Source organism: Trinickia mobilis, assembly GCF_017315705.1.
GTDB classification, from domain to species: Bacteria; Pseudomonadota; Gammaproteobacteria; order Burkholderiales; family Burkholderiaceae; genus Trinickia_A; species Trinickia_A mobilis.
The window spans coordinates 1-20,958 of the sequence record NZ_JAFLRF010000013.1; the positions used below are offsets into that span (position 1 = coordinate 1).

The 20,958-nt window shown below is 63.8% G+C and carries 21 protein-coding genes; 8 read left to right on the forward strand and 13 right to left on the reverse strand.

Annotated elements, in window-relative coordinates; all coding sequences use genetic code 11:
* Positions 1–88 precede the first annotated feature (88 nt).
* Positions 89–1,324, forward strand: a complete 1,236-nt coding sequence (locus tag J3489_RS19040) for a DUF3734 domain-containing protein (protein WP_207000580.1) — start codon at positions 89–91, stop codon at positions 1,322–1,324.
* Between the two features lie 198 nt (positions 1,325–1,522).
* On the opposite strand, the gene J3489_RS19045 is transcribed toward J3489_RS19040, so the two are convergent.
* A complete protein-coding gene (locus J3489_RS19045) occupies positions 1,523–2,722 on the reverse strand; it encodes an amino acid aminotransferase (protein WP_207000581.1) in 1,200 nt (399 codons plus the stop codon).
* Between the two features lie 301 nt (positions 2,723–3,023).
* Between J3489_RS19045 and uvrB the strand changes: the two genes are divergently transcribed.
* From uvrB to J3489_RS19075, 6 genes are all read left to right on the forward strand, one after another.
* On the forward strand, positions 3,024–5,114 hold the full coding sequence (uvrB, locus tag J3489_RS19050) for an excinuclease ABC subunit UvrB (protein ID WP_207000582.1): 2,091 nt from the start codon (positions 3,024–3,026) through the stop codon (positions 5,112–5,114).
* 295 nt (positions 5,115–5,409) lie between these two features.
* Entirely contained in the window at positions 5,410–5,958 is a 549-nt protein-coding gene (locus tag J3489_RS19055) for an iron transporter (protein ID WP_207000584.1), read from the forward strand.
* A 70-nt stretch (positions 5,959–6,028) separates the two neighbouring features.
* Positions 6,029–6,367, forward strand: coding sequence for a cupredoxin domain-containing protein (locus J3489_RS19060; RefSeq protein ID WP_207000586.1), 339 nt, complete (start codon positions 6,029–6,031; stop codon positions 6,365–6,367).
* Positions 6,368–6,421: 54 nt separating this feature from the next.
* Positions 6,422–7,264 carry an FTR1 family iron permease gene (locus J3489_RS19065; protein WP_207000588.1) on the forward strand — a complete coding sequence of 281 codons (843 nt, stop codon included), beginning with the start codon at positions 6,422–6,424 and terminating at the stop codon, positions 7,262–7,264.
* Positions 7,261–8,673 carry a 4Fe-4S binding protein gene (locus J3489_RS19070; RefSeq protein WP_207000590.1) on the forward strand — a complete coding sequence of 471 codons (1,413 nt, stop codon included), beginning with the start codon at positions 7,261–7,263 and terminating at the stop codon, positions 8,671–8,673. Before J3489_RS19065 ends, J3489_RS19070 begins: the two co-directional genes overlap by 4 nt.
* 61 nt (positions 8,674–8,734) lie before the next feature.
* Complete coding sequence (locus J3489_RS19075) at positions 8,735–9,145, forward strand: GlcG/HbpS family heme-binding protein (RefSeq protein ID WP_207000592.1); 411 nt, start codon at positions 8,735–8,737, stop codon at positions 9,143–9,145.
* Positions 9,146–9,333: 188 nt separating this feature from the next.
* On the opposite strand, the gene hemP is transcribed toward J3489_RS19075, so the two are convergent.
* The 4 genes from hemP to J3489_RS19095 all read right to left on the reverse strand — a co-directional run bounded on the left by hemP (position 9,334) and on the right by J3489_RS19095 (position 11,771).
* Complete coding sequence (gene hemP / locus J3489_RS19080) at positions 9,334–9,588, reverse strand: hemin uptake protein HemP (protein WP_207000594.1); 255 nt, start codon at positions 9,586–9,588, stop codon at positions 9,334–9,336.
* Between the two features lie 214 nt (positions 9,589–9,802).
* Positions 9,803–10,288 carry an SRPBCC family protein gene (locus tag J3489_RS19085; protein ID WP_207000595.1) on the reverse strand — a complete coding sequence of 162 codons (486 nt, stop codon included), beginning with the start codon at positions 10,286–10,288 and terminating at the stop codon, positions 9,803–9,805.
* A gap of 51 nt (positions 10,289–10,339) precedes the next feature.
* Positions 10,340–10,738: an OsmC family protein gene (locus J3489_RS19090; protein WP_207000597.1), complete on the reverse strand. Its 399-nt coding sequence runs from the start codon at positions 10,736–10,738 to the stop codon at positions 10,340–10,342.
* 160 nt (positions 10,739–10,898) lie between these two features.
* Entirely contained in the window at positions 10,899–11,771 is an 873-nt protein-coding gene (locus J3489_RS19095) for a pirin family protein (protein ID WP_207000599.1), read from the reverse strand.
* 122 nt (positions 11,772–11,893) lie between these two features.
* Between J3489_RS19095 and J3489_RS19100 the strand changes: the two genes are divergently transcribed.
* Complete coding sequence (locus tag J3489_RS19100; protein ID WP_207000601.1) at positions 11,894–12,895, forward strand: LysR family transcriptional regulator; 1,002 nt, start codon at positions 11,894–11,896, stop codon at positions 12,893–12,895.
* A 526-nt stretch (positions 12,896–13,421) separates the two neighbouring features.
* Here J3489_RS19100 and J3489_RS19105 read toward each other — a convergent pair.
* The 8 genes from J3489_RS19105 to J3489_RS19140 form a co-directional block, all read right to left on the reverse strand.
* Positions 13,422–13,841, reverse strand: coding sequence for an ExbD/TolR family protein (locus J3489_RS19105; RefSeq protein WP_207000603.1), 420 nt, complete (start codon positions 13,839–13,841; stop codon positions 13,422–13,424).
* 13 nt (positions 13,842–13,854) lie between these two features.
* Positions 13,855–14,583, reverse strand: a complete 729-nt coding sequence (locus J3489_RS19110) for a MotA/TolQ/ExbB proton channel family protein (RefSeq protein ID WP_207000605.1) — start codon at positions 14,581–14,583, stop codon at positions 13,855–13,857.
* A 25-nt stretch (positions 14,584–14,608) separates the two neighbouring features.
* The gene (locus J3489_RS19115; protein WP_207000607.1) at positions 14,609–15,364 is read right to left on the reverse strand and encodes an energy transducer TonB; all 756 of its coding nucleotides are present in this window, start codon (positions 15,362–15,364) and stop codon (positions 14,609–14,611) included.
* A gap of 286 nt (positions 15,365–15,650) precedes the next feature.
* Positions 15,651–15,887, reverse strand: coding sequence for a (2Fe-2S)-binding protein (locus J3489_RS19120; RefSeq protein WP_207000609.1), 237 nt, complete (start codon positions 15,885–15,887; stop codon positions 15,651–15,653).
* Between the two features lie 204 nt (positions 15,888–16,091).
* Entirely contained in the window at positions 16,092–16,997 is a 906-nt protein-coding gene (gene murI, locus J3489_RS19125) for a glutamate racemase (RefSeq protein WP_207000611.1), read from the reverse strand.
* Between the two features lie 159 nt (positions 16,998–17,156).
* A complete protein-coding gene (gene bfr, locus J3489_RS19130; protein ID WP_207000613.1) occupies positions 17,157–17,639 on the reverse strand; it encodes a bacterioferritin in 483 nt (160 codons plus the stop codon).
* A gap of 241 nt (positions 17,640–17,880) precedes the next feature.
* Positions 17,881–19,404: a fumarate hydratase gene (locus tag J3489_RS19135; RefSeq protein WP_207000615.1), complete on the reverse strand. Its 1,524-nt coding sequence runs from the start codon at positions 19,402–19,404 to the stop codon at positions 17,881–17,883.
* A gap of 185 nt (positions 19,405–19,589) precedes the next feature.
* The gene (locus J3489_RS19140; protein WP_207000617.1) at positions 19,590–20,492 is read right to left on the reverse strand and encodes a DMT family transporter; all 903 of its coding nucleotides are present in this window, start codon (positions 20,490–20,492) and stop codon (positions 19,590–19,592) included.
* Positions 20,493–20,958: the final 466 nt, after the last annotated feature.

A 20,958-nucleotide genomic window follows, 5' to 3' on the forward strand; every position in this document is an offset into this window, starting at 1 on the left:
CTGTTCCTCTCGGCGTTCCCGAGCGCGGCGCTCACCGGCCAGTCGTTCATCGTCAGCCACGGCTGGTTCATGCAATAAGGAGCCGATGATGGCGCAGCGCAAAGTGAAACACGCGCGCGCCGACGCCCCCGTAGAAGGGGGCGGCGAGCGCGCTCGTGAGCAGGAGACGGATGAAAGCTCCCGCATCGTCGTGCCTGACTACGAGAGCATTGCGCTCGTTTTGCAGGGCGGGGGCGCGCTCGGTGCCTACCAGGCCGGCGTCTATCAGGGCCTGGACGAAGCCGGCATTCTCCCCAACCGCTTTTGCGGCATTTCGATCGGTGCACTCAATACGGCGATCCTTGCAGGCAATGCGCCGGAGCGCCGGGTGGAGAAGCTACGCGAGTTCTGGGAGCTGATCTGTCAGCCGGCGTATGGGCCGCCAATGCCGCCGTTTGTCGAGCGAGCGCTGTTCAATTCGAACGATACGATGCGCAAGGCTTTCACGGCGATGCAGGCGGTCGGAGCGCTTGTCGATGGGCAGAAGGGCTTTTTCGTGCCGCGCTTTCCGCCGCCGATGCCTACCGGTTCCGGGTCGCCGCTGACAGCGAGCTACTACGACACCGCGCCCCTCAAGGCCACGCTCGAGCGGTTCTGCGATTTCGACCGGATCAATTCGGCTGAAGTGCGCGTCTCTGTCGGGGCAGTCAACGTCGGCACCGGCAATTTCGCCTACTTCGACAACACGCATATCAAGCTGCATGCCGAGCACTTCATGGCGTCTGGCGCGCTGCCGCCCGGCTTCGCAGCGGTCGAGATCGCCGGTGAGTTTTACTGGGACGGCGGTTTGATGTCGAATACGCCGCTTCGGGAAGTGATTCAGACTACGCCGCGGCGCGACACGCTGGCGTTTCAAGTCGATCTGTGGAGCGCGCACGGGCCGGTGCCGGACAACATCACCGACGTGCAAGGCCGCATGAAAGACATCCAATACTCGAGCCGAACGCGTTTCGTCACGGACATGATGCAGCACTCACAACGTTTTCGGCACGTGCTGCGAGAAGTGCTGACGCGCGTCCCGGCTGAGCATCGAAACGACCCGTGGTGCAGGCTCGCGGAAGAGCTCTCCTGTTCGAAGCGCTACAACGTGATTCAACTCGTCTATCGCGACAAGGAATACGAAGGCAACTACAAGGACTTTCAGTTCGGCTTGTCGACGATGCGCGACCACTGGGAAAGCGGGCTGCAGGATATACGCGCGAGTCTCGCGCAGCCGGGCTGGCTGGACTTGCCGGACAACGACGCGGGGTTCGTGACGCACGATATCCATCGCGATCAGCGATAGCGCGTTTGCAGCGCCGCATCGAGGCGACGGAAGTTCGGCGACTTGCGGCCCGAAAGAGTCAAACGGGGAGCGGCAGAAAGAAGAATGGCGCCCTGCGAAGGGCGCCATTTACGTTCGTCATGCAAGCAACTGACAAACATCACGCTGGTGGATGGCACGGCGGCATGAACGCAGCGCCGCCGCCTCAACAGCCATTGCTTACTTCAACACGAGCGCGATGGCATTCGCCACCACGTCGATGTTGCGGGTGTTGAGTGCCGCCACGCAGATACGGCCGGTGCTGACCGCGTAAATGCCGAACTCTTCGCGCAGGCGGTCCACCTGCGCGGCGTTCAAGCCCGAGTACGAGAACATGCCGCGCTGAGCGTTGACGAAGCTGAAGTCGCGATCCACGCCCGCTGCCCGCAGGCGCTCGACGAGGCCGCCGCGCATCGCGCGGATGCGGTCGCGCATTTCGCTGAGTTCCTGCTCCCACGTCGCGCGCAGTTCCGGCGAACCGAGCACGGCCGCGACCACCGAGCCGCCGTGCGTCGGCGGGTTCGAGTAATTCGTGCGGATCACGCGCTTCAGTTGCGACAGCACGCGCGCGGCTTCGTCCTTGCTGTCCGTGATGATCGACAGCGCGCCAACACGCTCGCCGTACAGCGAGAACGACTTCGAGAACGACGACGACACGAACACGTTCAGTTCCGACGCCGCGAACAGGCGCACGGCGGCGGCATCCGCTTCGATGCTGTCACCGAAGCCTTGGTAGGCGATGTCGAGGAACGGCACCAGTTGGCGCGCCTGCACGACTTCGACGACTTGCTTCCATTGCGCGTCCGACAGGTCGACGCCCGTCGGGTTGTGGCAGCACGCATGCAGCACGACGATCGTGCCTGCGGAGTAGCTGTTCAGTGCGCTCAGCATGCCGTCGAAATTGACGCCGTTGGTCTGTGCGTCGTAGTACGGATACGCGACGACTTCAAAGCCGGCGCTTTCGAACAGCGCACGGTGGTTTTCCCAGCTCGGATCGCTGATCGCGACCTTGGCGTTCGGGTTCACGCGCTTCAGGAAATCCGCGCCGATCTTCAGTGCGCCCGTGCCGCCGAGCGCCTGTGCCGTGACGACGCGGCCGGCTGCGATCAACGGCGAGTCGTTGCCGAGCAGCAGCTTTTGCACGGCTGCGTCGTAGGCCGCGATCCCTTCGATCGGCAGGTAGCCGCGCGGCAGCGCCGCATCGACGCGCACTTTTTCCGCATCGCGAACCGCGCGCAGCAGCGGGATCTTGCCCTCTTCGTTGGTATAGACGCCCACGCCGAGGTTGACTTTGGTGGTGCGGGTATCGGCGTTGAAGGCTTCGTTGAGGCCCAGGATCGGGTCGCGAGGAGCGAGTTCGACAGCGGAGAAGAGGGACATGATGTATCGGCGGTAGTGAAAAGAAAGAGGCAAGCTCCCGGTCTAACGGGTCCGTCCAAATATGGCGGGGACCGGCGGCGCACGAGCGTAATTTGGCATTGTAGCGAATCCAGGCCCCGGATTCGGAAAAGCCAGCCAAGTAAAATCGCGGACGGTCGCGCGCTTTCGCCTCGCTTTCGCCATAATCCCGCCCCAATTCTGGAACGGCCCGGGCGCATCCCCGGACCCGACAGACCATCAGCCCGCCCATGCCCGAGGCGCTAAAATAGCCTTTTGCCCTCGGCGAAGGAACCGCTTCCTCATGTCCGAACACCTATCTCCAGTCGACGACACCCTCGACGAGTCGAAGTTCGTCGAGTTCGACGGCTCTCCGTTTCATCTGTACCAGCCGTATCCGCCGGCGGGCGATCAGCCCGGCGCGATCACGACGCTTGTCGAGGGCGTCGAGGACGGCCTGTCATTCCAGACGCTGCTCGGCGTGACGGGCTCCGGCAAGACGTTCACGATGGCGAACACGATCGCGCGGCTCGGCCGCCCGGCCATCGTGTTCGCGCCGAACAAGACGCTCGCCGCACAGCTCTACTCGGAGTTTCGCGACTTCTTCCCGCGCAATGCGGTCGAGTACTTCGTCTCGTACTACGACTACTACCAGCCGGAAGCCTATGTGCCGCAGCGCGACCTGTTCATCGAAAAGGACTCGTCGATCAACGAACACATCGAGCAGATGCGATTGTCGGCGACCAAGAGTCTGATGGAGCGGCGCGATGTCGTGATCGTGGCGACGGTGTCGGCGATCTACGGTATCGGCAATCCGTCCGAGTACCACCGGATGATTCTGACATTGCGCTCCGGGGACAAGATCGGCCAGCGTGACGTCATCGCACGGCTGATTGCGATGCAGTACAGCCGCAACGAAGCCGATTTCCAGCGCGGCGCGTTTCGCGTGCGCGGCGACACGATCGATATCTTCCCGGCGGAGCACGCGGAGATGGCGGTGCGCGTCGAGCTGTTCGACGACGAAGTCGAGTCGCTGCAGTTGTTCGATCCACTGACGGGCCGCGTGCGGCAGAAGATTCCGCGCTTCACCGTATATCCGTCGTCGCACTACGTGACGCCGCGCGACACCGTGATGCGCGCCGTCGAGACGATCAAGGCTGAATTGCGCGACCGGCTCGAATTTTTCCATCAGGACGGCAAGCTCGTCGAAGCGCAGCGGCTCGAGCAGCGCACGCGGTTCGATCTGGAAATGCTGCAGGAATTGGGCTTTTGCAAGGGCATCGAGAATTACTCGCGGCACTTTTCGGGCGCGGCTCCGGGGGAGCCGCCGCCGACGCTCGTCGACTATCTGCCGCCCGACGCGCTGATGCTGCTCGACGAGTCGCACGTGCTGATCGGTCAGTTGAACGGCATGTACAACGGCGACCGCGCGCGCAAGGAAAACCTCGTCGACTACGGGTTCCGGCTGCCGTCGGCACTCGACAACCGGCCGCTCAAGTTCCACGAGTTCGAGCGCAAGATGCGCCAGGCGATCTTCGTTTCGGCGACGCCTGCCGACTACGAGAAACGCACGGCGGGCCAGGTCGCCGAGCAGGTCGTGCGGCCGACGGGCCTCGTCGACCCCGAGGTCGAAGTGCGGCCGGCGCGCACGCAGGTCGACGACGTGCTCTCCGAAATCAACGTGCGCGTCGCGGCCGGCGACCGCGTGCTCGTGACGGTGCTCACCAAGCGCATGGCCGAGCAGCTGACCGAGTTTCTCGCCGACCACGGCGTCAAGGTGCGCTACCTGCACAGCGATATCGATACGGTCGAGCGCGTCGAGATCATTCGCGACTTGCGGCTCGGCACGTTCGACGTGCTCGTCGGCATCAACTTGCTGCGCGAGGGGCTCGACATTCCCGAGGTGTCGCTCGTCGCGATTCTCGACGCGGACAAGGAAGGCTTCTTGCGCGCCGAGCGTTCGCTGATCCAGACGATCGGCCGCGCGGCGCGCAACGTCAACGGCAAAGCCTTGCTGTACGCGGACACGATCACCGATTCAATGCGCCGCGCGATCGGCGAAACCGAGCGGCGGCGCGCGAAGCAGATCGCGCACAACGAAAAGATGGGCATCGTGCCGCGCGGCGTCGTGAAGCGCATCAAGGACATCATCGACGGCGTCTACAACGCCGACGAAGTGCGCGCGGAACTCAAGGAGCAGCAACAGCGCGCGAAGTTCGAGGACATGTCCGAGAAGCAGCTCGCGAAGGAGATCAAGCGGCTCGAGAAGCAGATGATGGAGCACGCCAAGAATCTCGAATTCGAAAAGGCGGCGCAGGTGCGCGACCAGCTCGCGCTGTTGCGCGAACGCGTGTTCGGCGCGAATGTCGGCGACCATCTGACCGGCACGGATTGATTGTCTTGTCCGACGCCGTGCGGTCGCGCGCCGCACGGCGTTCTTCTCAGCGCGCGCCGGACCGCCCCAAGCGCGCTGAGGCACCCCCTCGCGCCCCGAAGGAAGTCCCTCACTCCGCATAAGCACCCGCTCGAAAGGCGCCCAACGGCGTACTCGGCTAATTTTGCATTGAGAATGGTTCCCATTACGATTTAAAATGCGAGTGTTTGCTGTGCATTGACTAACCGTATTCAGGGAAATGCAAAGCGGCCAACCCGTCCATCAGGCGCTTCGAGATCAATAACAAGGAGTTTCAATGCTGAGTTCTTCCAACGTTCGCGCCACCGTTGCGGCTGTTGCCGCAGTCGCAGCGATGTCTGCGACCGCGGCTGAATATCCGATCGGCAAGCACCAGATCCAGGGCGGCATGGAAATCGGCGCCGTCTACCTGCAGCCGATCTCGATGGACCCAGAAGGCATGATGCGCAAGGCCTCCGATTCGGACATCCATCTCGAAGCCGACATCCACGCCGTCAAGAACAACCCGACCGGCTTCGCCGAAGGCGACTGGATGCCGTACCTCCAAGTGCGCTACGAGCTGACCAGGGCCGGGACGAACCAGGCGGTGAAGGGCGACCTGATGGCGATGGTCGCGAGCGACGGACCGCACTACGGCGATAACGTCAAGCTGTTCGGCCCCGGCAAATACCATCTGAAGCTCGTCGTCGAGCCGCCGATGCAGACGCGCCACATGGCGTTCGGCCGCCATATCGACAAGGAGACGGGCGTCGGCCCGTGGTTCAAGCCGATCACGCTGGAGTACGACTTCGCCTTCGCCGGCATCGGCAAGAAGGGCGGGTACTGATCGCGGCGAGGCAAGCGGCGGGAGAAGCTGCGCGAGCCGCGCGTCCCGCCGCGCAACAACGGATACGCGCATGAAACTCCAATCCAAATTCGCAGGGCTCGCGGTGTCGCTCTTCATGGCCGCGTCCGCGTCCGCGTTCGCAGCCGACCTGCCGACCTTCAAGCTCGAGATGGCCGACGGCAAGCTGAACCCTGCTCGCATCGAGGTGCCGGCGGGTCAGCGCATCAAGATCGAAATCAAGAACACCGGTAAGGGCGCAGTCGAATTCGAAAGCGTTCAGTTGCGCAAGGAAAAGGTCCTGGCTCCGGGCGGCGAGTCGTTTGTCGTGATCGCGCCGCTGTCGCCGGGCGAGTACAAGTTCTTCGACGATTTTCATCCGCAGGCTCAAGGCGTGATCGTCGCGAAATAGTGCGGTTTTTACGCGCGGCGCCGGCTCGAGTGGGATCGCGCGCGGAGGTTTTCGATGGGACAGGTGTTGTTCATCGTATGGCGGGAAAGCGTCGAGGCGCTGCTGGTCGTCGGCATTCTCTATGCGTGGCTCAATAACGGCGACGAGCAAGCGCGCCGCGGCCTGCCGTACTTGTGGGCGGGCGTCGGCGCGGGTCTGCTCGCGGCCGTCGCGCTCGGCGCGGCGCTCGTCGGCTTTGCCGAGGTGCTGTCGGGCGACGCGCAGGACTATTTCCAGACCGGCATGGTGCTCGTCGCCGGCGTGCTGATCGTGCAGATGGTGCTGTGGATGAAGCAGCACGGGCGCTCGCTCAAGCGCGACATGGAACAGTCGCTCGAGAAGAGCACGCAGGAGGCGAACTGGTGGGGCGTGGCGATTCTGGTCGCGCTCGCGATCGCGCGCGAGGGCAGCGAGACGGTCATCTTCCTCTATGGCCTGGGCTTCGGGCAGCCGGGGCACGTCGACAGCGCACAGCTGCTCGCGGTCGCCATGGGTCTCGGTCTCGCGTTCCTGACGTTCTACGTGCTGCAACTCGGCGGCAAAGTCCTTTCGTGGCGCCACTTCTTCCGCGTCACCGAGATCATGCTGCTGTTTCTCGGCGCGGGCTTGTTCCAAACCGGCATCGATAAGCTGATCGACAAGGAGATCCTGCCGCTCGGCATTTCGCAGCTTTGGGATACCTCGGCCGCGCTCGACGATTCGAGCACGTTCGGCTCGCTGGTCGCATCGCTGACCGGCTATCGCGCGCATCCGTCGCTCACGAATCTCGCGGCGTATGCGCTCTATTGGGCGGTGGTCTATTGGCTCGTGCGTCGCGCAAGCCGCAGTCCGTTGCCGGCTGCGGGTCGCGCGGCATGAGCTGCGTGCCCGCCGCCAGCGCGCGGCCCGGCCGGCTCGCGCACGCGGGGCAATGGATGCAGCGCCGCGGCGCTGCCATTCGCGCGATTCAGTGGGGCGTTGTCGCCGTGTACGCGTTCCTGATTCTCGTGCCCGTGTTCCAGCCGCTGCCCGACGAAACGGCTCACCTGTGGAGCAACCTGACGCTCGCCGCGCAGTTCGTGTTCTGGGGCATCTGGTGGCCGTTCGTGCTGCTGTCGATGGTGATGTTCGGACGCGTCTGGTGCGGCGTGCTGTGTCCGGAAGGCGCGCTCGCCGAATTCGCGAGCAAGCATGGCCGCGGCCGGGCCATTCCGCGCTGGATGCGCTGGGGCGGTTGGCCGTTCGCCGCCTTCGGAATCACGACGATCTACGGACAGATGGTGAGCGTCTACCAGTACCCGCGCGCGGTGCTGCTGGTGCTGGGCGGGTCCACGGCGGCCGCGATGGTTATCGGACTGCTGTACGGCCGCGAGAAGCGCGTCTGGTGCAAGTACCTGTGTCCCGTGAACGGCGTCTTTTCGCTTTTGGCCCGGCTCGCGCCGTTTCATTACAAGGTCGACGAGGACGCGTGGCGTCGCTCGTACACGCAAGGCGAGCGCGGCCGCCGCGTGATTCCGATCAACTGCGCGCCGCTCGTCCCGTTGCGCAGCATGAAGGGGGCAGCCTCGTGCCATATGTGCGGGCGTTGCAGCGGCCATCGCGACGCGGTTGCGCTCGCGTGGCGCTCGCCGTCGGCCGAGGTGGTCGAGCTTGGCGACCAGCAGGCGAGCGGATGGGACACCGTGCTGATTCTGTATGGCTTGCTCGGCATCGCGATCGGCGCGTTTCACTGGAGCGCGAGTCCATGGTTCGTGCACCTGAAGCAGTGGCTCGCAACGGCCCTCATCGATCGCGACATCACTTGGCCGCTCAGCACCGACGCTCCGTGGTTCCTGTTCACACACTACCCCGAGGAGAACGACGTCTTTTCGTGGCTCGACGGCTCGCTCGTCATCGGCTACATCGTGGCGACGGGGTTCGTGCTCGGCACCGCGCTGCTTGCGATGCTCGCGCTCGCGACGCACGTGCTCGGCCGCTTCGATCGCATCCGGCTCCACCATCTGACGCAGGCGCTGATTCCGATCGCGGGCGCCGGGGTGTTCCTCGGCCTGTCGGCGACGACGCTGTCGCTGTTGCGCGCGGAGCACGTGCCGCTCGGCTGGGCGTCAGAGGTACGCGTCGCCGTTCTCGCGATTGCGAATGTATGGAGCGCGTGGCTCGCATGGCGCGTCACGAGCCGTCATAGCGCATCGCTTTTCCAGCGGGCGTTCGCGATGGTATGGTTCGTCGGTGCGCTGGCGATGGTCGACGGCGCGTGGTGGCTGATGTTCTGGGGCTGTTCGCGCTGAATCTCCCGCTTGGCGCATGCGTTCCGGAGCGGCCCCGATGGATGAACCAAAGAGGATGCTCGTGAGAACCAAACCTGTACTGACTGACGAAGACGTCAAGAAAATGGCCGACGCCGCCGAGGCGCACGCGATCGCGAACCATTGGGCCGTGACCGTCGCGATCTTCGACGACGGCGGCCATCTGCTCTATCTGCACCGGATGGACGGCGCCGCGTCGAGCACCGTCGAAATGGCGATCGGAAAGGGGCGCACCTCGGTGCTTGGCCGCCGTGAAAGCAAGGTCTATGAGGAGATCATCAAGCAGGGCCGCACGGCGTTTCTGAGCGCGCCGCTGGTGGGCATGGTGGAGGGCGGAGTGCCGATCGTCGTGGAAGGCGAAGTGGTCGGCTCGTTCGGCGTATCCGGCGTGAAGTCCGATCAGGATGCGGCTGTGGCGCGCGCCGGTATTGCGGCGCTGGGCCTCAGCGAATAAGTTCGCGGCACGTAATCAAGAAAAAGCGCAAGAAAAAGCGCAAGAAAAAGCGCAAAAAAGTGGCATGGCTGGCTTCGACGGCTGCTTGAAGGTGTCTGCACGAAGGGGTCTAGATCTTGCGTGCAAGCCGTCGGGGCTGGCTACTGCCCAACACCTCTCGTAGAGGTGGTCCCCACAATACTCGGTACTTACTTCGTCAGGATCAGCTTGCCCAACCGGGTTGCGCGAAGCTGGTAGGTCTCGCCGTTGTGCGTGATGCTGATGTGGCTGCGTCCTTGCAGGAGCGTGTCGCTGCGCAAGACGCGTTCGCCGTCATCGTTCGATTTCGAAGTCCTGGTGCGATCGACATCGGTGGAAGGAACGGCGTTCTTCGAACGGCTACTGGTCGCGGCGTTGCCATTGCGGCGCAGGGTGAGCGTGGAAGCGCGTGAGAAATCGTTCATTCGTCGTTGTTGGTTCGTCGATTCGATGAACCAAGTATAAATGCGAACAATTCCCATTTGCAACCGTAAAGTGTTCATCGGCGCAGGTTTTCGATAGGCAGAATCGGAAAGGATTGGACGCGGGGGCGTACGACCCGGCGGGAGGGGAAGCGCGGCCACAAGAAAGCCGCGCAGGCGGCGTGTCGCCGCCTGCGTTTCGGAAGACTGCCGGCGCTCAATGCAGCGCGCCTGGATCCTCCGGATTCTGTGCGGCGTACTGCCGGATGAGCCGCACAGTGTCGATATCGGCTTCCCGGTAGGCCGATTTCACGATCTCCTGCGTCTGCCGTGCGTCCTGCGTGTCGGCCACGGGCAGGGTGGTGCGGTACTCGAAGCGCAGGAATAGCTGAAGATCGTCCGGCTGCTCGATGGTCATCGTCAGTGAGCCGCCGACGTGCGATGCGGTCGCCTGAATGTCGTAGCGCACGCTTTCCTGCGGCGTGAGCGTGACGCGATCGCGCACCGTGGCATGGCCGTAGTGCAGCTCGCGCTCGAGCGTGCTGTCGGTGCGCGACAGGATCGTGCAACTGTCCAGGCCCATCACGAACAATTGCGGCTGCTCGGCGCGCAGCACGAGGCCTTCCCACAGTTGGGCGCGCGTCATCGTATCGACGAACGGGTTCAGCGGATCGTTAATCTGAATCAGGTGTTCGAAATTCAAGGCAGAAGCTTCCTCTTCAAGCGCTGCAAGCGTCGGATCATGCGCCCCGAATCAGACGGCGACAAGCCCCGTATTAATCTCAATGGGGTGTGTCAGGATCTTGTGCAGCGGGCACGCATTCGCGATCTGCAAGAGCCGTTCCCGCTGCTCGCCGGACAATTCGCCTTGGAGGTGAATGTTGCGCGTGATCGTCGTGCCTTGAGCGCCCGTTTCCAGCGACAGCGTGACGCGCACCGCGTCGAGCTGCCAGTCCTTGCGCTTCGCATACATTTTCAGCGTGATGGACGTGCACGTGCCGAGGCTCGACAGCAACAGCGAATCGGGCGTGGGTCCTCGGTCGCCGCCGCCTGCGGATTCGGGCTCGTCGCCGAGCCACGTGTGGGTGCCGTCGTCGAGGAGAACCTGATAATCGACTGAGCCGATGCTGGCGACGACCGTGGTTGTTGTCATGCGTGCGCTCCAGAGCGAGGTGGGGTTCCTGCAGCCAGGTGGGTGTGACGGCTATTGTGACGCGAATTGCGCCGAGCCGTGCGGTGTGGCGCGAGCGTGCCGGCGGCACGTTCGCTTCGCGCGCAGACGGCCTTGCACCATCTTCGCGCGTGCTTGGACTTCAGCGCGCGATCTGCCCCATGCGCCCGGTTTGGTAGTCGACGACGGCCTGGCGGATCTCGTCCTCGGTGTTCATCACGAACGGGCCGTACCGCACGACCGGTTCGTTCAGCGGCACCCCGCCAAGCAGCAGGACGTCGAGCGGCTCGCCGCCGGCGGCGAAGCTGACGGCATCGCCGTCGTTGTCGAACACGACCATCTGCCGGGCGGCGATCGTGCGCCGTTGGTCGCCGTAAAAGCCGCTGCCGGACAGCGGGTAGGCGAAGACGCGGTACTCGTGCGGCACCGGATGCACAACCGACGCCCCTGGCTGCAGCGTGAAGTGCTGATAGAGGATCGGCGTGCGCGTTTCGATCGCGGCGCTGACGCCGAACGCCTCGCCGGCGATCACCTTCACGCGCACCTTGCCGTCGGCCGAGGTTGCAGTCGGAATGCCGGCCGACGGGATCTCCTGGTAACGCGGCGCGGTCATCTTGTCGCGGCGCGGCAGGTTCACCCACAGTTGTACGCCGTGCACGCGGCCCCCTGCGCGGGCGAGCGCCGGGTCGGGCATTTCGCTATGCACGACACCCGAGCCGGCCGTCATCCATTGGACGTCGCCTGCGCGCAAGGTGCCCGAATGACCGGCCGAATCGCGGTGTGCGAACTGGCCTTCGAGCGCGTAGGTCACGGTTTCGAAGCCGCGGTGCGGATGATCGGGCGCGCCCTTGGCCTCGCCCGGCGCGTAGTCGACCGGGCCCATTTCGTCGAGCAGCAGGAACGGATCGAAGTCCATCAGCATGCGGGTCGGAAACGGCCGATGGACGACGAAACCGCCGCCTTCGATCGTGCGAACCGATGGAAAAGTGCGTTGGATCGTGCGAATCGTGGTCATGAAAGGTCACCTGAAAATACGGGAATAGCATCATTTTTGAAACACAAGGCTATTATATGGACCGATTCACGCCTTTCTAGCCGCCCTCCGGCAATGGATTGTTCTATCAACGGAACGATGAGATGAAACTGGATCAGCACAACCTGAATGACCTGATGTATTTCTCGCAGGTCGTCGAGCATGGCGGCTTTTCGGCGGCCGAGCGCGTGCTCGGCATTTCGAAATCGCGCTTGTCGCGGCGCCTCTCCGAGTTGGAGGCGTCGCTCGGCGTGCGGCTTTTGCAGCGCTCGACGCGCAAGCTCGCGCTCACCGAAGCCGGACAGCTGTTCTACCAGCATTGCCGGGCGATGCTGTCCGAGGCGGAAGCCGCCGTGAACGTCGTCCAGCAGATGCGAACGTCGCCGCGCGGCACGGTGCGCGTCAGCGTGCCGGTCACGGTGTCGCAGACGCTCCTGTCGAGCATCCTGCCCGAGTTCATGCATCGCTATCCGGAGGTGCGGGTCGTGATGCGCGTGACGAACCGCGTGATCGATCTGTACGAGGATTCGGTCGATGTCGCGCTGCGCGTGCGCTCGGATCCGCCGGAGAGCGCGAATATCGTCGTGCGGCCGCTGTGGCGCACCGAACAGATGCTGGTCGGCGCACCGAGTCTTTTGAGCCAGAATTCGCCGCCGCTCGTGCCGTCCGATCTCGAGCGTTTCGAAACGCTCGATACACCGAGCTCCGACGGGCGCTACGCGTTTCATCTGATTTCACCGGACGGCACGCATCACGTGCATGAGCACGAGCCGCGTCTCGTGACGGCGGACTTGATGACGATACGCGAGGCTGCCCTCGCCGGCGTGGGCATTGCGGCGCTGCCGGCGATGATGTACGGGGCGGCACTGCGCTCCGGCCAATTGTCGCCGGTGATGCCGGGCTGGACCTTGCCGATGCCTCAGCTCTACGCCGTGTTCGTGTCGCGCCAGGGGATGGTGCCGGCGGTGCGCGCGTTCGTCGATTACCTCGTCGAGATGCTCGACGAGCGCAAGCTGGCGGCGATCGAGTGTCCCGAGGGCCGGCAAGCGGACATCCAGCGCGAGTTTTCTGCGGCGAGCGACACGCCCGAAAAAATCGCGCCGTAACACGCCGTTCTCGAAGGTGAAAACCAGGACTCTCGGCACCGTTGCGTGGCGAAAATCGGTTTTGCCATTTAAGCGTCTTCGGCGATCAGTAGTTTCAATGGGCGTTTTCTTGAATGCGCGCGCGGCGCCGCCTATATTGAAATCCCTTTCGCAGTGGAGATTCCGGTGCGGAAATTGATGGCTGCTCTTATAGCGAGCCTGATAGGGCTGATCGCGCTGTCCGTGACGACCACGGCTGTCGCATGCGGTGACTCTACGAGCTACTCCGATGGCAAGTGAGCCCGACGCCCGAAGGCGCTGCGCGCGCAAGACAAAAGGCCCTCATCTGACGATGAGGGCCTTTTACTTTGTCGACCCGAGTTAGCGCTTCGGCACTGACTCCGACCCCATTCAAAGCACTTACTCGGGTCCCCTGCAACGCCGGGCGCCGAAAAACGCGCGATTTTCCGGCTGCAATGGCTTCGAGCGATGCCTTCCGCTGTTCGATACAGCGCCCTCTGCGCGCTCGTTAGCGCGATGTCGCGGACTACTTCGTCTTCGGCTCGGTCACGAAGCCGATCTTTGTCAGCCCGCCCGCCTGCGCGGCGGACATCACATCGGCGACGCGCTCATACGGCACCTTGCGGTCCGCGCGCAAATGCAGCTCCGGCTGCGGATTGGCCTGGGCGGCCCGCGCGATATCCGCGCGCAACACGTCGTCGGTGACCGGCTTGTCGTCCCAGAGAAGAGTACCGTCTGCCTGGACCGATATCGTCACGTGCGAGGGCTTCGTGTCCTCCTTCTGGCTGCTCGCGCGCGGCAGGTCGATTTTCACCGCGTGATGGATCGCCGGGATCGTCACGAGGAAGATGATCAGGAGAACCAACATCACGTCGACGAGCGGCGTCATGTTGATTTCGTTCATCAGGCCGTCGTCATCGTCGTCGGCGAATGCGTTCATTGCCATCGTCGCCTCGCACTCAGTTCGTGCGTGCGGCAAGTCGCAGGCCGTCGCGCGTCGCGGACGCAACGTGCGAGCCGGTCACGAAATACGCGTGCAGACCGTGCGCGAAACGGCGCAGCTTGCCGACGACGCTCTTGTTCGCACGGGTCAGCGCGTTATAGCCGAGCACCGCGGGGATCGCGACGAAGAGGCCGAGCGCGGTCATGATGAGCGATTCGCCGACCGGACCCGCGACCTGATCGATCGAGGTCTGCCCCGTTGCACCGATGACGAGGAGGGCGTGATAGATGCCCCATACCGTGCCGAACAGGCCGACGAACGGCGCGACGCTGCCAATCGACGCGAGGACGGCCAGGCCGCTTTGCATGCACGCGATGCCGTCGTCCATCGTGTCCTTCAGGCAGCGCGTGATCCAGTCCGACACGTCCATCTTGTCGTGCAAATGCGGTTGCGTCTGATGATGGTGATCGACCGCCTCCTGGCCCGACAGCGCGAGCGCGAGAAACGGGTTGCCGCTCGCGCTTGACGACGATGCGCCGAGCTTCTTGATGCCGTCCGAGAAATCTCCGGAATGCCAGAACGCCTGCTCGGCGTTCTTCGTGAGGCGCTTCAGTCGAATCACGTTCATGCCCTTGATGACGATCACGCACCACGACAAGACCGACATGAAGATCAGCGCGACCGCGATGCCGCGCGTCACGAAATCTCCTTGCACCCAAACGTGCGAAAAACCGTAGTTCTGCATCTCAAGTCCTTTTCTTCTTTTCCAATCAATCGTTAAAGCCGAACGTGAACGGCTGCGTATAGGCCGCGCGCATCGATGTGCCGTTTTCCACGTACGGGCGGCAGGCGCTCGCGCGCATCGCGGCCATGGCGGCCTCGTCGAGGCGCGAAAAGCCGCTGCTCTTTTTCAGTTCGACGTCCTCGATCTTGCCGGTCAGTCCGACCACGAACCGCACGTACGCAGTGCCCGCTTCGCCGCGGCGCTGCGACAGCGCCGGGTAGGCCGGCTTCGTGATGTCGCAATCAAGGTGAGCGACGTCCTTCGGCGCCGCGATCGCGAGCGTCTCGCGGCCTGTTGCGGGCGCTGCGGGAGCGGCGGTTGCCGGGCCCGCAGGCGCTGCGCCGGCAGACGCGGGCGTCGCGGGCGGCGCAGGTTCGGAGGGTGCACGCTCGTATGGCGATGGCGTGGCGGCTTGCGGCAGCGGCTCGGACTTCGTCTTCGGAATCGGCGTGGGCTTCGGTTCGACCTTCGGTTTGACGCGCGGCACGGGCGGCGCCGGTGTTGGCGCCGGCGCAGTCGACTGCAGCGCGGCGGGTGCCGCAGGAGCAGGGCTCAGCAATTCGGCGGTAATCGAGCGCGATTCGAGCGGGCGCAGCGGCGGCTCGTTTCGGATCGTAACCAGGAGGGCGATCAGCGCGGCGTGAAGCAGCACCACGACGGTGACCGCCGAGACCACACGGGGACTCATTGTTGTAAGCGCCGCCGACGATGCGCCGACGGTAACGGAAGGCTGACCCTGCATGTTAACTGGGTTGGGCAAAGGCGCAAACGACGCCCGCGCCGAACCTTGCGCTAAATCGCGTCATTTTCGAAATATCAAGAGGGAGATACCTAAAGTCACCACGAAACCAATCAGCAATTCCATCTCAGACTCCTTGAGGAATGAGCGGTCGCTGGCTAGTGCGAGACTGGCTTGCTGACAGGAGGTGAAGCGAAAACCAGGCGAGGAGATGCCGCGTACGGCCCGGCTGGAAAAGCGCGGCTGGCGTTGCGGCGACGCCGGCTTGGACGTTAGCGTATGAAGGCGATCAAGCGGCCTTGCGCTCGTAGAAGGCCACCGGGGCCGCTCGCGTGTGATGCTCGACGCCGCAATGGCTTTGGCAGACGCCGCTTTGCGCCATGACGTCGCGCACGGATTCCTCGCACTTGCCGCAGCAGGTGGCAACGCCCAGCTCGAACTGAAGCTCGTCGAAGGTATCGACACCCTCAGCGATAGCGGCGCGGATCTTCCGGTCGGAAACAGACTTGCACACGCAGACGATCATGATTAATTAGTACGATAGCTAACGTTAATGCGAATTATTATCATTATGTTCGAGCCGCTTGGCAAGCTGCGAAGCTGGTTTTTTTGTAACAAAGCTGGGTGGCTGGCAGGGTTACTGCAGCGAGCGGCGGCCGTGCGATGTCACGCCGCGTAGCGACGATGCGGGGTACAGCGGGGTCGGATCATTCGGCCGACCGGTGGCCGGTCAAGCGGCTTGCGACGCCGTCGAGGCAGTTCGTCGCGACGGCACGTGAACGCGCTCGACCGGCGCGTCGAAGCCGAGCAGCGTGCTTGCCAGCTGGCGCAGATGTTCGCCGTCGCCGGTCGAGCAGAAGCGGGGCAGCGCCGGCGTCGTGGCGGCTTCGGCCGCAGCTGCGCGCAGGCCGTTCGCGTCGAGCACGCGCTCGAGCTGCCGGGCAATGGCGACGCTCGTGTCGATCAGCATGAGACGGTCGCCGACGATGTCGCGAATCACGCGATCGAAGAACGGGTAGTGCGTGCAGCCGAGCACGAGGGTATCGGCGCCGGCGTCGAGCATCGGATCCAGATAACGCTTGAGCAATGCGCGCACCTCGGCCGAGTCGACATCGCAACGCTCGATGGCTTCCACGAGGCCATGCCCGGGCTGGCACAGGAAACGGCAATCGCCGGCGTGGCGTTCCTGCAGTGCCAGGAAGCGAGCGCTCCTCAACGTGACCTGCGTGGCCAGCACGCCGGCCACCCGCGCCTTCGACTGCAGCGCGGCAGGCTTGATGCCCGGCTCCACGCCGACGAGCGGAATCGCAAGCCGCTCGCGCACGAGCGAGATCGCTTGCGCAGTCGCAGTATTGCATGCCACCACGAGCGCCTTCGCGCCCTGCGAGACCAGCCATTCGCCGATCGCGAGCGTGCGGTCGGCGATGAAGTCGTCGTCGCGCTGACCGTACGGCGCGTAAGCCGAATCGGCGACGTAGATGAGCGCTTCATCGGGCAGTTGCGCACGCACGGCGCGCAGCACGGACAGGCCGCCGAGGCCCGAATCGAAGATGCCGACAGGCGCCGGCGAGCGGCCGATAGCGTCGGTCGAAACTCGCGCGGACCCGCTGGCGGGCGTGTCGTGCGGTGCGGTCATATGGGCGTGCGGCGGATAGGGGTAGGGCCAAGCATGGATCGCGCCGTACCCGCTCCCGTGCGCGGGCAGCACCGCAACGCCGAAGCGTGGCGAGACACGCTTCGGCGCGCCGGACGGCGCACGAAAACAGACACGAGCGGGAATGTTACCAGCTTGGACTTACGATTCGTCCGCGCCGCCCATGGCGGACTGCTGGTAGTTCTGGATGCCGACTTTGTCGATGAGATCGAGCTGGGTTTCTAGCCAGTCGATGTGCTCTTCGGTGTCGTCGAGAATCTTCACGAAGATCTCGCGCGAAATGAAATCGCGAACGGATTCGCAATAGGCGACGGCTTCCTTGCACGTGCCCTGGGAAATCTGCTCGAGCTTCAGATCGCACTCGAGGATCTCCTTCGTTTCTTCGCCGATCAGGAGCTTATGCAAGTCTTGCAGGTTCGGCAGGCCGTCGAGCATGAAAATGCGTTCGATGAGCCAGTCGGCATGCTTCATCTCGCCGATCGATTCGTCGTACTCATGCTTGCCGAGCTTATCGAGCCCCCAGTGCTTGTACATCCGTGCGTGCAGGAAGTATTGGTTGATGGCGGTCAACTCGTTCTTCAACTGGGCGTTCAGATATTCGATGACCTTTTTATCGCCTTGCATAATTGTTCCTTGTGGGGGGTGACTTCGACTACCAACGATAAACGCTGGGGAAAAAAAAGCCAAGACCGAAGTCTTTCGTTGACCGAAAGGGAGAGGGGGCGGCCGCGCGGCGCGCAGCGTTGCATGGGACCCGAGTAAGTGCTGAAGCACTAACTCCAGCCGACAGCTGAAGCGCTTACTCGGGTCGACATAAAAAAAGCCAGGCCGAGCGGCCTGGCTTTCGTTCAACAGGCAAGCAGCATCAAGCGACAGCGACCGGAATCTTGCCGATCTTCGCCTGCCATTCCTTCGGGCCGGTCTGGTGCACCGACGTGCCGTTGGAATCGACTGCCACTGTTACCGGCATATCGACGACGTCGAATTCGTAGATCGCTTCCATGCCGAGGTCTTCGAACGCAAGGACCTTCGCTTTGCGAATCGCTTTCGACACGAGATAGGCTGCGCCGCCCACAGCCATCAGGTAGGCGGCCTTGTGCTTCTTGATCGCCTCGATCGCGACCGGGCCGCGCTCGGCCTTGCCGATCATCGAAATGAGACCCGTTTGCGCGAGCATCGTCTCGGTGAACTTGTCCATGCGCGTTGCGGTGGTGGGGCCTGCCGGGCCGACCGCTTCGTCCCGCACCGGATCGACCGGGCCCACGTAATAGATCACGCGGTTCGTGAAATCGACCGGCAGCTTCTCGCCCTTCGCGAGCATGTCGGCGATGCGCTTGTGCGCGGCGTCGCGGCCCGTGAGCATCTTGCCCGAGAGCAAGAGCGTCTGGCCCGGCTTCCAGCCCGCGACGTCTTCGGGCGTGAGCGTGTTGAGGTCGACGCGCTGGCTCGTTTCCGTGTTCGGCTGCCACGTGACTTTCGGCCATGCGTCGAGCGGCGGCGCATCGAGCTTGGCGGCACCCGTGCCGTCGAGCGTGAAGTGCGCGTGGCGCGTCGCCGCGCAGTTCGGGATGATCGCGATCGGCTTCGAAGCGGCGTGCGTCGGCGCGGCCATGATCTTCACGTCGAGCACCGTCGACAAACCGCCCAGGCCCTGCGCGCCGATCCCGAGCGCATTGACCTTCTCGTGCAGCTCGACACGCAGTGCTTCGATCCAGTCCAGCGGGCCGCGCGCGATGATCTCCTGAATGTCGATCGGGTCCATCAGCGACTCCTTCGCCATGACCATCGCCTTCTCCGCAGTGCCGCCGATGCCGATGCCGAGCATGCCCGGCGGACACCAGCCGGCGCCCATCGTCGGCACGGTCTTGAGCACCCAGTCGACGATCGAATCGGACGGGTTCAGCATGGCGAACTTCGACTTGTTCTCCGAACCGCCGCCTTTCGCCGCGACCTGCACGTCGACCTTGTCGCCCGGCACGATCTCGTAGTGAACGACGGCGGGGGTATTGTCTTTCGTGTTCTTGCGCGCGCCTTCGGGCGGGCTCACGATCGACGCGCGCAGCACGTTGTCCGGATTCAGGTAACCGCGGCGCACGCCTTCGTTGATCATGTCGGTGACGCCCATCGTCGCGCCGTCCCAACGCACGTCCATGCCGACCTTCACGAACACCGTGACGATGCCGGTGTCCTGGCAGATCGGCCGGTGGCCTTCGGCGCACATGCGGCTGTTGGTCAGGATCTGCGCGATGGCGTCTTTGGCGGCCGGGCTCTCTTCGAGCTCATACGCGCGGCCAAGCGCCTGGATGTAGTCGAGCGGGTGGTAGTAGCTGATGTACTGGAGCGAATCCGCAATGCTCTGGATCAGGTCTTCCTGTTTGATGACGGTCATGGCTTGGGCTCAGTGGGGACAAGAGGCTTCGTAATTCAGGCAACTTCCTTGGACAGCTCCGGCGCCTCTGACGGGCGCTCCTCTTCGTGGTCATGGCGCCGCCGCGGCCGGGCGCGGCGCGGCGGGCGGGAACTGAAAAAAAGCGCGTCATTGTACCGCGCCGATGATTATTTCCGCTTCGGCGCTCACGGTGTGACGGGCGGCGCGCGCTTGGCCTTGAGGCTCGCGAGCGCGATGCCTGCGACGACGCAGGCAAGCGCGACACCGTGCGCGAGCGTCGGGCGCTCGCCGAGGAACACGATGCCGTAGACGGCCGCGGCGATGGGCAGCACGGCGCTGAACACGCCGGCGAGGCTGCCCGGCACGTGGCGGATGCCTTTCATCCACAGCCAGAACGAGAAGATGCTCGCCGACAGGCCATACCAGATCACGAGCGCCCAGAGGTTGCCCGGCACGCTCGCGTAGTCGAACGAGAACAGCGCGCCGATGCCGAGCGGCAGCATCAGCAGCAAGCCGAACAGGTGGGTGTAGGCGCAGATATCGATGGGCGCGAGCGTTTGCGTGAGGCGCCGCGAGAGGATCACATAGAACGATTCGCAGCAGACCGCACCGAGCACCATCAGGTTGCCGCTCAGCGAGCTCTCGCTCGATACCGCGCCTTCCATCGAGCCGCTGTGCGCGAAGTTGACGACGACGACGCCCGTCATCGCGAGCGCGATCGAGACCAGCGCGCGGCGGTTCGGCTTCTCGCCGAGAAAGATCCAGGAGAAGAGCGCGACCACCGCGGGAATCGTGCTCGTGATGACGCCCGCGGCCACCGCGCTCGTGCGCTGCACGCCGTTCAACATCAACAGCGTGAACATGAAGGTGCCGAAAAACGCCTGCAGGAACAGGTTCAGCCATTCGCCACGCTTCACGCTCTTCATCTTGACGGGGCGAAAGAGCGGCCACAGCACCGCGATCGCCACCACGAAGCGCAGCAGGGCGAGGACGGAAACGGGAACGAAAGCGACGATCGATTTGCCGATGCCGACGTTGCTGCCGACGAGCAGCATCGCGGCAATGAGGAGCAAAGCGTAGCGGTTCAAGCTGGAATCCAAACGGGGAGTTCAGTTAGCATTGAGCATTGTAGGTTGGCGCTTAATATGACGTAAAGCCTGCCGCAAGGCGCTTGTGTTGCGATTCGCTTTCAGGCAACTGCTTGGCGCGGCAGCGTTCAAATACGTATGACGTGGGCCACAAGGCGCGCTTTCGAGCCGCGTAAGTGCACGGTAAGTTGCGGTGGTTATCGTCACGATTGAGTGCGCCGCCTGCCTGCCAGGGCCAGCGGCCTGCCGGGCGCGCAAGGCTTCGAGCCTGCGGGCGCGGCAGCAATCGGCATGGGTGTCACGACGGGCAGCGTTCGCATGCTGCAATGCCGCATTCGCGGTATCGGGCGTGACACGTCGACAGCACGTGCGGCGGCGAGCGGTACGTGCGAGGGTTTGGGGACAAGCGCAGCTCGCGAACTGCGCTATAAGACAAGGCGTGCCGTAGCGCGCCGGATACCGGATT